The 13,980-nt window shown below is 58.8% G+C and carries 14 protein-coding genes; 3 read left to right on the top strand and 11 right to left on the bottom strand.

The annotated features are described in order from the left end of the window. The 3 genes from nifA to NKH35_RS29570 all read left to right on the top strand — a co-directional run. Window positions 1-1,202 (top strand): nif-specific transcriptional activator NifA (gene nifA / locus NKH35_RS29580; protein WP_352917253.1); only part of this gene is annotated, 1,202 nt, incomplete at its 5' end. A gap of 235 nt (window positions 1,203-1,437) precedes the next feature. Continuing rightward, window positions 1,438-2,577, top strand: coding sequence for a histidinol-phosphate transaminase (gene hisC, locus NKH35_RS29575; protein WP_352917251.1), 1,140 nt, complete (start codon window positions 1,438-1,440; stop codon window positions 2,575-2,577). An 88-nt stretch (window positions 2,578-2,665) separates the two neighbouring features. Beyond that, window positions 2,666-3,706 (top strand): LLM class flavin-dependent oxidoreductase, encoded by a 1,041-nt coding sequence (locus NKH35_RS29570; protein ID WP_031194208.1) that lies wholly within the window; start codon window positions 2,666-2,668, stop codon window positions 3,704-3,706. A gap of 554 nt (window positions 3,707-4,260) precedes the next feature. Here NKH35_RS29570 and NKH35_RS29565 read toward each other — a convergent pair. From NKH35_RS29565 to NKH35_RS29515, 11 genes are all read right to left on the bottom strand, one after another. Then, complete coding sequence (locus NKH35_RS29565; RefSeq protein WP_023727113.1) at window positions 4,261-6,153, bottom strand: ABC transporter ATP-binding protein; 1,893 nt, start codon at window positions 6,151-6,153, stop codon at window positions 4,261-4,263. Continuing rightward, on the bottom strand, window positions 6,153-8,021 hold the full coding sequence (locus NKH35_RS29560) for an ABC transporter ATP-binding protein (protein ID WP_352917249.1): 1,869 nt from the start codon (window positions 8,019-8,021) through the stop codon (window positions 6,153-6,155). The genes NKH35_RS29565 and NKH35_RS29560 overlap by 1 nt, the downstream gene beginning before the upstream one ends. An 85-nt stretch (window positions 8,022-8,106) precedes the next feature. After that, window positions 8,107-9,000, bottom strand: coding sequence for an SIR2 family NAD-dependent protein deacylase (locus tag NKH35_RS29555; RefSeq protein ID WP_023712674.1), 894 nt, complete (start codon window positions 8,998-9,000; stop codon window positions 8,107-8,109). A 32-nt stretch (window positions 9,001-9,032) separates the two neighbouring features. Next, window positions 9,033-9,245 carry a putative nitrogen fixation protein NifT gene (nifT, locus tag NKH35_RS29550; RefSeq protein WP_023672220.1) on the bottom strand — a complete coding sequence of 71 codons (213 nt, stop codon included), beginning with the start codon at window positions 9,243-9,245 and terminating at the stop codon, window positions 9,033-9,035. After that, a complete protein-coding gene (locus tag NKH35_RS29545; RefSeq protein WP_023703134.1) occupies window positions 9,242-9,562 on the bottom strand; it encodes a nitrogen fixation protein NifZ in 321 nt (106 codons plus the stop codon). The genes nifT and NKH35_RS29545 overlap by 4 nt, the downstream gene beginning before the upstream one ends. Window positions 9,563-9,660: 98 nt before the next feature. Next, the gene (locus NKH35_RS29540; RefSeq protein WP_023672218.1) at window positions 9,661-9,855 is read right to left on the bottom strand and encodes a 4Fe-4S dicluster domain-containing protein; all 195 of its coding nucleotides are present in this window, start codon (window positions 9,853-9,855) and stop codon (window positions 9,661-9,663) included. A gap of 31 nt (window positions 9,856-9,886) precedes the next feature. Then, on the bottom strand, window positions 9,887-11,365 hold the full coding sequence (nifB, locus tag NKH35_RS29535) for a nitrogenase cofactor biosynthesis protein NifB (RefSeq protein ID WP_023703135.1): 1,479 nt from the start codon (window positions 11,363-11,365) through the stop codon (window positions 9,887-9,889). 373 nt (window positions 11,366-11,738) lie between these two features. Further along, entirely contained in the window at window positions 11,739-12,053 is a 315-nt protein-coding gene (locus NKH35_RS29530) for a hypothetical protein (RefSeq protein WP_023672216.1), read from the bottom strand. A 51-nt stretch (window positions 12,054-12,104) separates the two neighbouring features. Then, window positions 12,105-12,404, bottom strand: a complete 300-nt coding sequence (locus NKH35_RS29525) for a ferredoxin family protein (RefSeq protein ID WP_352917246.1) — start codon at window positions 12,402-12,404, stop codon at window positions 12,105-12,107. 11 nt (window positions 12,405-12,415) lie between these two features. Next, a complete protein-coding gene (locus tag NKH35_RS29520; protein ID WP_352917244.1) occupies window positions 12,416-13,723 on the bottom strand; it encodes an FAD-binding protein in 1,308 nt (435 codons plus the stop codon). A gap of 16 nt (window positions 13,724-13,739) precedes the next feature. Further along, on the bottom strand, window positions 13,740-13,980 hold a 241-nt coding region (locus NKH35_RS29515), incomplete at its 5' end, for an electron transfer flavoprotein subunit alpha/FixB family protein (RefSeq protein ID WP_352917242.1).

The raw sequence follows: 13,980 nt of genomic DNA, 5'->3' as shown, positions 1-13,980 counted from the left end.
CCATGATTGCCAACATGGTGGGACAGACAGTCAAGTTGCATCGCTTCTCCGCGGCCGACAGCGAGCGAGCGCCGGAGCTGGAACATCGGCTGCAAACGAAATTTTCTGATGTTAAGCACCCTGCACCCCGGCGCAAAAAGGTTCACGTCGAGGGGATGATTGGTGACAGTCCGGCGATAAGCGCCCTGCTGGAGAAGATCGCGGTCGTAGCGAAGGCAAAAACCACAGTTCTGTTGCGAGGTGAGTCCGGTACCGGGAAGGAGCTGGCTGCCAAGGCAATTCACGAGTTGTCGCCGCGCGCCAAGCGGCCCTTCGTTAAACTCAATTGTGCAGCGCTCCCAGAGACAGTCCTGGAATCCGAATTGTTCGGTCATGAGAAGGGTGCCTTCACAAGCGCATTCAATTCCCGCAAGGGGCGCTTTGAGCTCGCTGACAAGGGGACGTTGTTTCTGGATGAGATTGGCGAGATCTCGGCCTCGTTCCAGGCAAAGCTACTGCGCGTGCTGCAGGAGCAGGAGTTTGAGCGCGTCGGCAGCAATCAGACCATCAAGGTCGATGTTCGCGTGATTGCCGCCACGAACAGGAACCTGGAAGAGGCGGTTGCAAGGAATGAGTTCCGCGCCGACCTATACTACCGCATCAACGTGGTTCCCTTGCTGGTACCAGCATTGCGCCAAAGGCGCAGCGATATTCCGCTCCTCGCAGCTGAGTTTCTCAAGAAGTTCAACAACGAGAACGGCTGTACGCTCACCTTCGATCCGCGTGCGATTGAAGTGCTGATGAAATGTGAGTTTCCCGGCAACATTCGCGAGCTTGAAAATTGCGTGCACCGGACAGCGATCCTGGCCGAGGGACTGTCAATCGGGAGAAACGACTTTGCCTGCTCCCAAGGCCAATGCTTTGCCGAGGCGCTGTGGAAGTGCAGATCGGGCAAGGCCGCGCTGCAACCACCGCCGATCCTGTCGGAGTCAGCGAATTTGGCCACGCCGCCGGACGCGGCCGCCAGTTCGGCCGCGAGTACAGTCCCGCTTGCCGGCGCAACCCACCCAATTGGGGCGAGGACGCCGGACATAGAGCGCGTCATTGCTGCCATGGAAAGATGTGGCTGGGTGCAGGCAAAGGCAGCGCGCCTGCTTGGGCTGACCCCGCGTCAGATTGGCTACGTGCTGAGGAAATATGGCGTCGAGATCAAGCGTCTTTGAAAGCATGACCCTGGGCATGAGCTGAGCCGCTTAGCGCCTTGGCGCCGCGCAGCGATGCAGATCCGCGTCCGCGTCAACTCGATTCGACCGAGGACAGCCTTGCCGAATTCCCATGTCAGCCGGCGCTGCGACCATTGGGTGAAAGGCAAACCTGCCATCGTCAATCTCGTCCGCCATGTTGCTCTCGTTTAGAGCTCATACGGATGCCCCCTGTGTGACTGAAACGGAGTAAAATATGTCCGATGCAAAACTGCAAACTGTGCTTTCGGCTCTTTCGCAAGTGACACGACAGTTAGATGCTCTGCCGTCCAACGGACCAGCGCCGGACGGAAATTTTATCAAGCTGAATACGAATGAGAACCCGTTTCCGTTGCCGCCAATCATAATGCAAAGTGCAGTGGCGGCCCTCAAGCGCCAGTATCTATATCCGGATGACGACAACTCCAGACTGAGGGAAGCAGCGTCCAGCGCCTATGGCGTTTCCAGGGATCAGGTCATCGCTGGCAACGGGTCGTCTGAACTGCTCGGACTGATCTACAGAGCTTTCCTCGCACCCGGCGACAAGGTTGCGATGATGTCGCCAGGGTTTTCGTTCAACCGCAAACTTGCCATGCTCCAGGGCGCTGAGTTCCTCGAAATCGGATGTCAAGCTCATTCCCTGCCAATGGAGCAATTGCTTTCTGGTCCGGCAAAAGACGCCAAGTTTATTATGTTGGCCAATCCAAACAATCCGACCGGAACATTCCTCCCGATAAGCGATATCGAACGCCTCGTAGCACAATCGGACCGCTTGATTGTCCTCGATGAGGCCTACGTCGACTTTGCACCCGATCACGGACTGCGCCTCATCAACCGGTATTCGAACCTTCTGGTCTTGAGGTCATTCTCGAAAAGCTATGCCGCCGCCGGCATTCGCGTCGGTTTCGGTTTCGGTCACCCTGAAATTATTGGAAGGCTGCGAAACATCCAGAACGTCTTCAACATGAACGTGATCGGGCATGCCGTTGGTATCAGCGTGCTTGAGCATCGCGGCGCCTACGCAGACAACCACAAGCACATCAAGGATGAACGAGAGCGAGTGACAGTTGCACTATCGCAACTCGGATTTTCCGTAACACCCTCCCGCGCAAATTTCTTGCTGGCCCGTGTGCCCGCGGGACAGGACGGCTCATGGTGGCAAGCAGCATTGGAGAGGCAAAAGATACTTGTCGCGTTTTTTCCGGACAAAGGCTTGGAACACTGTATCCGCGTCAGCATCGGCACAAAAGAGCAGATGGATGAATTTCTTGCTGCCGCTGGCGACATTGCTGGAAGCTTAACGGTGCCAAGCTCCAGAGGCAGGGAAGCGTCAGGCTCTGCTTCTTCGTTACGCTGACGCTAATCGGCGATCACACACATCTCTTCCGACTTGCTGGTGATCCCAGCAAGAAAACAGCCTGCTTTTAAAATCGGGGACTTAAAGAGTGACAAACGTCTTTCCTTCAAACCTGGCTTTCGGCATCTTCGATCATTTGGATGAGGATGGCCGCGATATAGGCCGGCAGTACGAAGATCGCCTGATATTAGCAGAGGCGTGCGATCAGCTAGGGTTCTATGCCTATCATCTCGCAGAACACCACTGTACTCCCCATGGGAGAGGTCCATCGCCGAATCTGTTCTTATCGAGCGTCGCCCAGCGCACCCGGCGCTTGCGTCTCGGACCCTTGGTGATGCTGCTTGCGCTTTATCATCCGCTGCGTGCGTTCGAAGAGATCTGTATGCTGGACCAGTTGAGCGGTGGCAGGCTCGAACTGGGCATAGGGCGCGGTGCTCTCCCGACCGAATTGGGCTACTTCGGGATTGGTGCGGACGCGGTGCCGGGCCGTTATGCCGAAGCCAGCGAAATTCTTATGCAAATACTTGTGAATTCGAGGGAGGTCGGCACGCTATGCTATCAAGGCCGCCATTTTGATCTCAATGACGTTCCTTTGACGCTAAGACCTCATCAGCGTCCACATCCGCCCACATGGGTCGCTGCCAATCGACCCGAGTCCACAGCTTGGGCCGCTGCGAATGGAACAAATATCGCGTGTGTAGGACCTTCCTCTTCTGTTCGCAAAACTACTGATGCGTTCCGCGCCTATCGAGAGGACAACGCAGGCGGGGGGGATCAAGGGAGATTTGTCGGATTGCTCCGCATGGTCGTGATTGGGCGTTGTGACACACATGCCTATTCGCTCGCGGCACCTGCTTACGCACGCTGGCTCAAGAGCTTCCAATTCCTTTACGAGCTTAACGCTATCCCCACTCCACCAAACTTGCCGCTAACCTTCGATGCGGCAGTCGAGAGTGAATTGTGCGTGGTAGGATCAGCAGAGTCTGTGCGAAAAGCTCTGCTAGATCAGTTGGAAGAGGCAGGTGCCAACTACCTGCTTTGTCAAATGGCATTTGGAAATCTGCCGCTAGATGCTTCCCTTTACACCGCGAGGACCATTCAGTCCGAAATCATGGCTCGACTTGGCTGACCATGTGCTCGAGCTTGCACGTGGTGGGGCGGGCAATCGGGAGGAGGCCAAACTGACGACGAGCAGGCGGCACAGAATACCAGCTTGTGCGTTGGCTGGCGTCTGGGCCATCGTGTGAACATGCACGATCCTAAGGAGAGGGTAGCCGAGCGCGTCACGATGCCGGCACGCGTCTGCTCGTCGCGCTGGCGCTAGTCGTTGCCCATAGCCAGCCGCAGGAGGTTCTTCTCGCCCGGGGCGGCGTCGGTGCGGCGCCCACTAATCCAGCTTCATCAGCGGCCCGTCGGTGGCAAAGCCGTCGCTCGCTACGGCGCTATTGAGGGCGCGCTCGCGAGCGGCTTTGCGACGCCCAGCCAACACCTCCAGCGAGCTCGCCCGATGATGGTGGTGCACCGCGGTCGGATACGATGCTGGAGGAAATCGTTCGCAGCCGGTCTTCACGAATTGCGAGGAGTGCTCGTTCTTGAGTGCTGGCTGCTGGCCGGATGCGGTGGCCTGAGTGGTCTGCCGACACGCCCGAAAGTCAACGCCACTACCACAAGGCCGCCAAGATGTCAGGTCTGAGAGCCAGCTTGGACGGTGGTATCGTGTTCGGGAAGGTCGTCGAAGGAGGCGTAGTTGAGATAGTAGAGTTTGGAATACAGGCCGCCCATGGCTATTAACTCATCGTGGTTGCCAGTCGCAATAACTTGGCCATTCTGAAGCACGATGATGCGGTCGGCCCCCCGGACCGTGGCGAGACGGTGGGCGATGACGAGGCCAGTCCGCCCTTCAAGCAGCTTGATCAGAGCCTTCTGAATCTGCAATTCCGTGTAGCTGTCGATATTGGCGGTAGCTTCGTCGAGCACGAGGATCTTGGCGTCAGCGACGAGGGCGCGGGCGAAACTGATAAGCTGGCGCTGGCCGAGAGATAAGTTGTCGCCGCGTTCGCCAAGTTGGGTCTCATACCCGTCGGCGAGGCTCATGACGAAGTCATGCGCGCCGACAGCCTTGGCCGCCTCGATCACCTTGTCGCGCGTGGCTTCCGTCTTCTGGTATCGAATGTTCTCGAAGACCGTCCCGGTGAACAGGAATGGCTCCTGCAGCACCATGGCGACCTGGCGGCCGAGCGATTCCTGGGTGAGGTCGCGTACATCATGTCCGCCGACCAGCACCTGACCCTGCTGAACATCATAGAAGCGGTGGACCAGGGCCATCGCACTCGATTTGCCAGAACCGCTCGGTCCGACTAGTGCGACCGTCTCGCCCGGATTGACCTTGAACGAGACATTTTTCAGAACCGAACGGTTCGGATCGTAGCCGAAGGTGACGTCCCTAAACTCGACCGAGCCGTCCATTTCGGGCGAAAGCACCTCGGCATTGGGTTTGTCCTTAACATCGATCTTGACGTCGAGCACATCCGTCAGGCGCTTGCCTGAGGCCATGGCGCGCTGCATGACCGAATATTGCAGGGTGAGTGAGCGGATCGGGTCAAAGAAGCGCTGGATGTAAAATAGGTAGGCTACCAACACGCCCACATCTATACGGCTATTCATGACCATCGAGCCGCCGACCACAATAACGGCGGCCAAGGCGAGGCCGGTGATGCCATCGACGATGGGCACCATGACCAGTGCATATCTGGCAGCGATCAGGTGGGTCCTGAGGTTGGCATGGGCCCGATCGTCAAAAAGACTGAAATTCACCTGCTGGCGGTCCATTGACTGTATGGTCCGCACGCCGTGAATGGCTTCGGCCAGCGCGCCATTGACGACGGAATTGGTTTCGTGTGCAGCCATGAAGGCGTCGCGGGCACGCGGCAACCAGACAATGCGGACGATCACCAGGATCGGCAGAACCGATAGCGTCAGGAGGCCGAGGCGAAAGTCGAGCCACAGCATTACGAAAACGATGCCGAAGAGAAGCGCAACATCGCCTAGGGAATATACCGAGGTTTCCAGGAACTCCTGTATGGAGTTAACGTCGCCTTGCAGGCGCGACATCAGGCGTCCGACCTCGGTCTTGTCCATGAAAGAGAGCGAAACCTTTTGCAGATGGCCAAACATGGCGCGGCGGATGTCGAACAGGACAGTTTCGGCCATTTTCCCATCCAAGGCTTCCTGCATGTAGCCGGCGGCGAAATTGACCAAAATCGCCGAAAGGAACGCGCCGACGGCCGCAAGCTGGGCTGAGCGATCGGGCCTTGCCGGGTTCATGCCGAGGTCGATCGCGTAGCGGATGATCAAGGGGATGAGAAGCTGCGTCCCGGTGAAGATCAGCATCGCGACAATCGTGACAACTACCTTTGCCCGGTAGGGATGGACGAAGCCCCAGATGCGACGGAGGATGCTCTTGTCGAAAGCCCGGCCGAACATCTCCTCCTCGATCCGGTGCGAGCCGACGACCGCGCGCGGAGGGCGTCTCCCGTCGTCAGGTTCGGCTTCGAGTTCGCCGCGGCCCTGGTCCATCAGCGGGCGCCCCCATCCTGGCTAATAATGCTATCACCCGGGCACGTCTGGAGATCGTAAAGGGCCCTGTAGCGTCCCCGCTTCGCCAGAAGCTCTTCATGCGTGCCGCGTTCTACGATTTCGCCGTTATCGACAAAAAGGATTTGATCGGCATGCTTAAGCGCACTCAGCCGGTGCGCGATGATGATCGTCACCCGATCCTTTGCGAAGCGCCGCATCGCCGCGCGAATGCGCAGCTCGGTGCCGGCATCGATCGCGGCCATCGAGTCGTCGAAAATGATGACGGAGGGGCGCAGCATCATGGTGCGAGCAATCGTGAGACGCTGGCGCTGGCCGCCAGAGAGAGAAACGCCGCGTTCGCCCACGACCGTCTCATACCCTGCCGGGAGCCCGAGGATGTAGTCGTGGAGCTGGGCGAATTCTCCAGCGCGTTCAATTCGCTGTCTCTTCGCCCAGGGATCGCCATAAGCGATGTTGTTCTCGATCGTTGTGGTGAATAGGAACGCATCCTGCTGTACAACCGCGACCGCCTTGCGAAGGCTCTCGAGGGTGACATTGCGTATGTCCTGGCCGTCCAACGTGATGGCGCCACCGGTCACGTCGTAAAAGCGGGGGACCAGATGAGCCATCGTCGATTTGCCGGAACCCGGCGGACCGACGATCGCGATCGTCTCGCCTCTCCGGGCCTCAAAGCTGAGGTTCTTCAGAATGGCGCGGTTTTCGGCGTTGGGGTAGGCAAATGAGACATTGTGGAAGCGCAGAGTGCCGTCACTTATCTCAAGCGGTCTGGCCTCGAGAGCATCCCTGATGGTGATCTCCTGATCGAGGAGACCGAAAAGCCGCGAACCGCAGCTAGAAGCGCGGGCAAACGCATTGACCATGAGACCGATCTGGCGGACTGGCATTTGCAGCATGGTCATGAAGGTCAGGAAGGTCGCCATGGTTCCGACGCTGATCTCGCCAGCGACGAGCTTGTTGCCACCGATCCCAAGCACCAATCCCATTGCGAAAAAGTAGGACAAGGTCATCGCCGACGTGTTGGGTACGTAGATGTCAACGAGATCGTTGGCGAGGTCGAGCGCGTTCTTGGAAGCGCCGTCGAACTTCAGCATCTCATAGGATTGAGCCGCAAAAGCGCGGACCACACGGATACCTGCGAGATTTTCCTTCATCACGCGGCTTAGTACCGAAAGGCGCTCATAGAGGTCGAGCCAGGTGGCGCGCAGCCTAAGCTGTGTGGTCGATGAGCGCCAAGCGACAAAAGGCACGAAGCTGAGCGCGGCCAAGCCGAGCACGGGATCGGTCGAGATCATCATGTAAGCGCCAATCCCGATCAGCATCGTCAGCAGGAGCACCCGCATGAGCCCGGTGGAAAAATACATCCGCACGCCTTCGAGATCGAGCATTCCGGCGGTTATCAGATCGCCTGAATGGGCCCGGTCGTGAAAGGAAATGCTTAGACGGTGGAGCTTGTCGTAGTAGGCGAGCCGCAATTCGTACGCGACATGATGCCCGACGGCTTCGGCAAAATAGTTCTGCGCCATCGTGAAAACGCCGCGTAGCGCGCTGACGGCGAGCAGCAGGAGAGCCGGGGCCCAGAGCGCTTGTCCTGCCGCAGCCCCCGCGACACCGCCCCCGATAGCTGTCTGGGTCTGGTCGACAGCCCGGCCGAGAAGCTGGGGAATGAGCAACTGGAGGATTGCCGCCATGATCGTCGAGCCCATAGCGAGGGCAACCTGCCACGGATGGCGCAGATTCATACGCGTGATGCGCAACAGCGTACTCAAATCCCGGCCCCAGCGCGCCGCTTCAACATGGGCCAACGAATTCAGTGCGTTCGTTGCGCCGCTGACAGCTTCACTGTTCACGGGTGTATTCCCGACTGCATTTTGCGCCTTCGAGGAAAGCCGAAGCAGACATCATCAAAGGCATCCGCCATTGTTAATCCCGTCCTCAACCTGCAGCCGTGCCCGTTCCCACAAGCCGAGCCGCCGCTTGACTTAGTGGCATGTCGATCACCGTGATTCCGCTTGCCGCAAGAAAACGCGCTTCGTTTCTGGTCAGGGTTTCCGCGTCCATTACGGTGCAATAGGGACCGCGGGAGCGCTTCATGATCTGTCTGGCGTAGGTGCGCAGCATCTGATCGTTGAAGCGGCAGCCAACGAAGAAAAATCCACGGGTGATGCGCCGTTCCTTCACAGCGTCTGGGATCGGTGTCTGGATATCAATTTCGGACAGGACTTCGACGTAGTCGGAATCTGCGACGAGAAAGTTTTGCGCGGGCGTAATACTCCCGTGAGGTGAATAGAGAACCGTCTTGGCCCCCAATCGGGGGTCGAGCTCCCTCCCGGACAAATCGTAGGTTTTCGTCCAAATGTTGCCGATTTCATTCGCGCGCGTGACGCCTTGTATCTCAACGACGTCCGTTCGGCCGGTCTCTACCAGAGCCGTGCGCATCGCGCTGTCATACCAGCTGTCGATGATGAGGGAAAGTGGCAGCCTTGCGAGCCAGGCGTGGAAGGGGGTCGGCCCCACCGGCGCTGCGAATATGTCGGTCATCCAAGCTTGAAGCGTCCGGCGATGCCGGCGCTGTTCGATGAACTGCGCAACCGACCACATATTGGTGCGGATCCTGGAAGGCGCTGGAGCCCGTGCATTGAGTGCCGCGGCAACAACCTCCGGGGTATGCGGCACAGGCGGTTCCACACAGTTCAACTCAAGAAGACCCGGACCGAGATAGGGGATCACCTCATCGGCGGCGAGCGCTCCCTTCGCCAGGTCAAGCAGCTTTTCAGCAAAACTGTCCCGCACAATGACGAGGTGGCCCGATGTCAGGATCGTGTTCATCTCGTTTCCTCGCGACGCACCTAGGGGCAGCATCAGCCCTCTTCGGAAATCTTCCTTGCCTCGACGGTGATCGGCAGACGCGTATCATGTGGGAGATCGGGTAGGAGGAGCCGCCACCCGTTCCTGAGCGTGACCGTTCCGCCCCACAACTCTTCCTTCTCGAGTTTGATGATCGGCTCTTCGAGGTCCTTTTTGGGGACATACGCTGACAAACCAGCATCGGTCCTGCGGATCATGACTTTCATCTGGCCATCCCTTCATTGGTATTGCTTTCAGCACTGCAGGGCGCCTCGGCCTCGTCGAGGCTCATCAGTTCACGCGCTCGCATACCGACTACGGTGCCACGGTCGATCCACTCGACCGCATAGATGAAGAACTGCTGGAGAAAGGTGCCAATGTCGCGCACATATCCCTCGTCCCCCTTCCGCACGAGATTTTCGCCGATCTCCCTGCCAGGATAGGTGCCGTCATTCTTTATGTGGCGAGTGGCACGTACCCGCTCTCCCGGCATGAATCGTGGAGGCCTGCGGATTTCGATCTCCTCTTCGCGTCCGAGCGACATGTCCGTTCCCTGATTTCTCTTGCGGCTGAGATTGCGAACAAGGCGTTCCAGGCGTCCTGCGTAGGCAGCCCCCAACCATGTCGGCAGTCCAATGTCCGTTACGCAGGAACGCAGGTCTTCGGCACCGGACATACCGAGGCACATTGCTGCGCATCGAAGACCCCCTCGCATTCGGTGCACTTCTGTGACTCGATCACGTAGCTCTCGCCTTTGAACTTGATCGCGCCGGAAGGACATTCGAATTCGCAGGCGCCGCATTGGGTGCATTGGGATGCGATGATCTTGAAAGCCATTTTAACTCCTGGTCCGAATGAATGAGACAGCTCAGGCCGTCGCCGCGAGTGTGGGGGTCCCAGATGCGGCGATGTAAATCGCGCTGATTGCTGTCTCGATATAGTCATGGGCACAGGCGTCGGTGGCTCTGATTCCAGCCTCCGCGAGCTGATCCTGCGGGCAATTTCCAATCTTGGCGCACAGCACGATATCTATGCCTTGAAGCGCTGCGATGACGCCATCGAGGGCGGCTTCTGCGCCCCAGCCGCCAAGGCAATACTTGTCCACCTTCCGATGCCCGACGAAGCTGATCCCTTTCAGCGAGGCTTGATAAACCTGGAATTCCTTCGCATGGCCGAAATGCTCATTGACGCGGCCGCCGCCCTTGGTCGCCACCGCGAAGAGAAGGGACTTGCCGGGGCTCGCTGCCTTGACCAATCCGATCGCTTCTCTCCTAGCCTCGACGTGATCACGGCGCTCCTCCGCGACCAGCTCCCAATAGGCCTTGCGTTTGCTGGCATCGTAGGTGACCTCGCCGGGAATCCGGTCGACTGTGAATTCCTGGCCACGATCTTCTCCGAGCAGGCCCACGGCATCTGCCCGGCACTGCCGGCAGTGGCGCATCAACTGGGCGCCGTTTTCGACACGATCCTGAAGAGCCTTCATCTCCATTGCGTTTGGGCCGCGCTGCCCGCTCAGACCGTAGTGCGTGCCGTGGGCCGGGTCCGAAATCAGCGGCATAAGGTTGTGCAGGAACGCGCCTCGCTCCTTAATCCATCTATTCACCTCGATCAGATGCTCATCATTCACGCCCGGGATCACCACCGAGTTGATTTTGGTGAGGATGCCCCGCGCGGTCAGCATCTCCAGGCCCAACATCTGCCGCTGGTGCAGGATCCGGGTGGCTTCAATGCCGACGTAGCGGCGATGATCGTGAAAGATCCAAGGATAGATCTTTGCACCGACCTCAGGGTCGACCATGTTGATCGTGATCGTCACGTGATCGACATTCATGTCAGCAAGCTCATCGACATGGTCGGGCAGCGCCAGCCCATTCGTGGATATGCAAAACTTGATGTCTGGGATTTCCCTGGCGACCCTGGCGAAGGTCGCCTTCGTCTTCTTCCAGTCGTAGCAGGCGTCGCCCGGTCCGGCGATGCCGAGCACGGAAAGCTGCGGCACCTCATTGGCGACCGCGATCACCTTGCGTAGCGCCTGATCGGGCGTCAGCTTTTCAGAGGCCACCCCAGGCCGGCTTTCATTGGCGCAGTCATATTTGCGATTGCAGTAGTTGCACTGGATGTTGCAGCCCGGCGCGACCGCGACGTGCATACGCGCGAAATAGTGATGAGCCTCTTCTGAAAAGCAGGGGTGATCCTTGATCTTCTCCCAGACAGCCGGATCCGTGTCGTCGGGCTTTGTCGACGAGCCGCAGGACGAAGACGCGCAGCCCCCGAGTTTCATGGTGCCAAGCAACTGGTCACCGAATGTCGTGCTGAGGCTCTCAAGCGAAATTGCCGGTGCAGACATGAACGGCTCCGTTGCTGCGTGATGTCGCAGTTCAAAGCGCAAGAGCTATGCCAGCCCAAAGAGCTGTTTCGGTTCATGAATAGGCTTCCCGTGTCACATTCCTTCGGATTGCTCCGACACACCTGTCGGGCTTACGACAGTGGACAGGCAAATAGGGTCGCGAGGCTAGCAGCCTCGGGCGCGCAGAGTGTGAGCGAGACCACTCCGGGCTGCTTACGCTTGACGTCATCACGACGTCCCGAATTTCTTAACCTTGATACCATGCCGGCGCAGGGCGTAGCCGATTATCCAGGGCGTGAGGCCAGGGATACGAGCCGCCCTGGCAAAACCCAACCGGCCTTGTCAATCGCGTCGATCAGCCACTAGCGTTCCGTCAGATGCGGGCGACAAGCGGCATGGTTCGGACGCCGGCCGTAAGGGGAGATACCTTGCTGCGGAGGCGCCGATGCGACTGGCCGGCAGCCGCAATCCGCTCGATCTGGTACAGCCTGTGGTATGAGGCGGCGAGTGCCTGATTGAGGTGCGTGGGTGTTGCCGGCAGTGGCGGCAATCTCCGGCTCTCCTTCAGCGTCCAGACGACGACTTCTCCATCACCCGTCTGCAGAAACGTGGGCAGGACGTTCACGACAATTGCCCAGCGTATGGCGAGCGTAATCTCCAGCTCGCTTGGCGCGGTCAGCACCTTCACATATCGTAGAGTCCCTGAGCGCGGTATCTGCTTAGGGCATGCGTGCGCCGGTCATCCGAATTTGAAGAGGATTCCGAAACCGCCGCGTGGATAGTTCCACTCGATCTCACCAGTCGTCCCGCACAAAATACGGCAGGTGCCGCACTCCATGCAGCCGTCGGCAGTGATCTCCACTTGACCCTTGTCGTTCGACTCATAACATTTCGCCGGGCAGACGTGGGTCAGCGCGAGCAAATTCGCGCTCGGCTTCTGGTGCGGTCGCACTTTGATGTGCGGGCGGCCGGAATCCACCAAGTAGCGGTTCTGGTAAAGCTTGTCCTCGACACGTGACTTCGTCGCTGCGCTGCTCATTTCGTCTCCCCTCAGCGCCACGCCAATGCAAGGCGGACCGCGTCGCTGACCAGCCCCCAGCGCGAGCGCGCCTTGATGAAGGCCGCCGTGGTCGCCTTTTCCTTCTCGATCTTCGGCGTGCCGTCGACACGCATGAAGTTCTGCGCAGCTTGCGACATCAACCGCGGATAAGTCGTGAAATAATTGCATGAATTGGTGTGGAGCAAGGCCGGCATGTCTTTGTATTTCCTCAGGTCCTTGACCACGAAGGACTTGTCCAGCATGGCTTTGTAAAGGGCGAGATTCCGTTTGTTCATCGGACCGTTGCGGCTCTTGACCTCGACGATTGCCTCAGCCGCAATGCGGCCGGAGGTCATGGCGAGGTTCGAACCCTCGCGGTGAATGGCGTTGTTCAGTTGCGCGGCATCGCCGACCACGACCCAACCATCGCCAAAGAGCTGCGGAATAGCCTTGTAGCCGCCTTCGGGAATGAGGTGTGCGGAATATTCTTTCACTTCCGAGCCGGCGATCAGCGGCCGGATCGAAGGATGGCTCTTCAAGGCATCAAGGAGAACGTAGGGGCTCTCGACCATCGCCGCAAAATCGGAGACGAGGCAGCCAATGCCCAGTGAGATGGACTCCTTGTTGGTATAGAGGAAGCCGAGCCCGGCCATGCTGCGGGAGGTCGTGCCCACCGCCTCGATCACGCAGCCCTCATCGCCCTTTACGCCGAACCGCTGCTCAATGACCTCTTCGGGCAAGAAATGCATTTCCTTGACGGCGAGGGCCACGGTTTGCGGCTTTGGCATCTCGCGCAGGCCGGCTCGAGTGCCAAGCAGTCCGCAGACACCTTCTGCGAGAACGACCACGTCCGCGTAGATGGCTCCGCCCGCCCGGTCTGTGCGGACGCCGATCACCCTGTCATTGGCATCACGGATGAGTTCCGTCACGGTCGTCTCGCACAGAACGGTCGCGCCGGCCGCGCGCACCTTACGCGAAAACCATTTATCGAACTGGGCACGGATGATCGTGTACCGGTTGGGCTTCGCCTCATTGAAGTCGTCCGACCTATAGTGAATCCCTGTATGGGATGTGTCGTCCATCACCCAAAGCCGCTGTTCAACCAAATGCCGCTCGAGAGGCGCATCATCCCGGAAATCCGGGATGATCTTCTCCAGCATGTTCGCGTACATGATGGCACCCTGGACATTCTTGGAGCCCGGATATTCACCCCGCTCCAACTGCAGCACCTTCAGGCCATGGCTGGCCATGGTGTAAGCAGCTGCGTTTCCGGACATGCCTGCCCCAACAACAATGGCGTCGATGTTTTCCTCGTTCATTGCAAACCCCTTAGCGCTAAAGCTTATCGCGACTGTGGGGCGACAGCCGCCGGGTGAAGGCTTCCGTCAGTGCGGGCAGGAAGCGGATCGCGTCGGTGACGATTCCGAGGTGAGCGAAATCGAAAATCGGCGCGTTCGGGTCGGTGTTGATGGCCACGATGAGATCCGCCCCCTCCACGCCAACCCGATGCTGGACGGCGCCGGAAATCCCGGCCGCTATGTAAAGATTCGGCCGGATCGTCTTGCCAGTTTGGCCG

Origin of the sequence: Mesorhizobium sp. M1143, assembly GCF_040318435.1 — a bacterium.
GTDB lineage: Bacteria > Pseudomonadota > Alphaproteobacteria > Rhizobiales > Rhizobiaceae > Mesorhizobium.
This window is presented reverse-complemented; position numbering and strand designations above follow the sequence as displayed.

Coding starts and splice junctions, on each gene's coding strand:
- hisC (WP_352917251.1), top strand. CDS start 1,438: ATGTCCGATGCAAAACTGCAAACTGTGCTTTCGGCTCTTTCGCAAGTG.
- NKH35_RS29565 (WP_023727113.1), bottom strand. CDS start 6,153: ATGGACCAGGGCCGCGGCGAACTCGAAGCCGAACCTGACGACGGGAGA.
- NKH35_RS29555 (WP_023712674.1), bottom strand. CDS start 9,000: ATGAACACGATCCTGACATCGGGCCACCTCGTCATTGTGCGGGACAGT.
- nifT (WP_023672220.1), bottom strand. CDS start 9,245: ATGAAAGTCATGATCCGCAGGACCGATGCTGGTTTGTCAGCGTATGTC.
- NKH35_RS29545 (WP_023703134.1), bottom strand. CDS start 9,562: ATGTCGCTCGGACGCGAAGAGGAGATCGAAATCCGCAGGCCTCCACGA.
- NKH35_RS29540 (WP_023672218.1), bottom strand. CDS start 9,855: ATGGCTTTCAAGATCATCGCATCCCAATGCACCCAATGCGGCGCCTGC.
- nifB (WP_023703135.1), bottom strand. CDS start 11,365: ATGTCTGCACCGGCAATTTCGCTTGAGAGCCTCAGCACGACATTCGGT.
- NKH35_RS29525 (WP_352917246.1), bottom strand. CDS start 12,404: ATGAGCAGCGCAGCGACGAAGTCACGTGTCGAGGACAAGCTTTACCAG.
- NKH35_RS29520 (WP_352917244.1), bottom strand. CDS start 13,723: ATGAACGAGGAAAACATCGACGCCATTGTTGTTGGGGCAGGCATGTCC.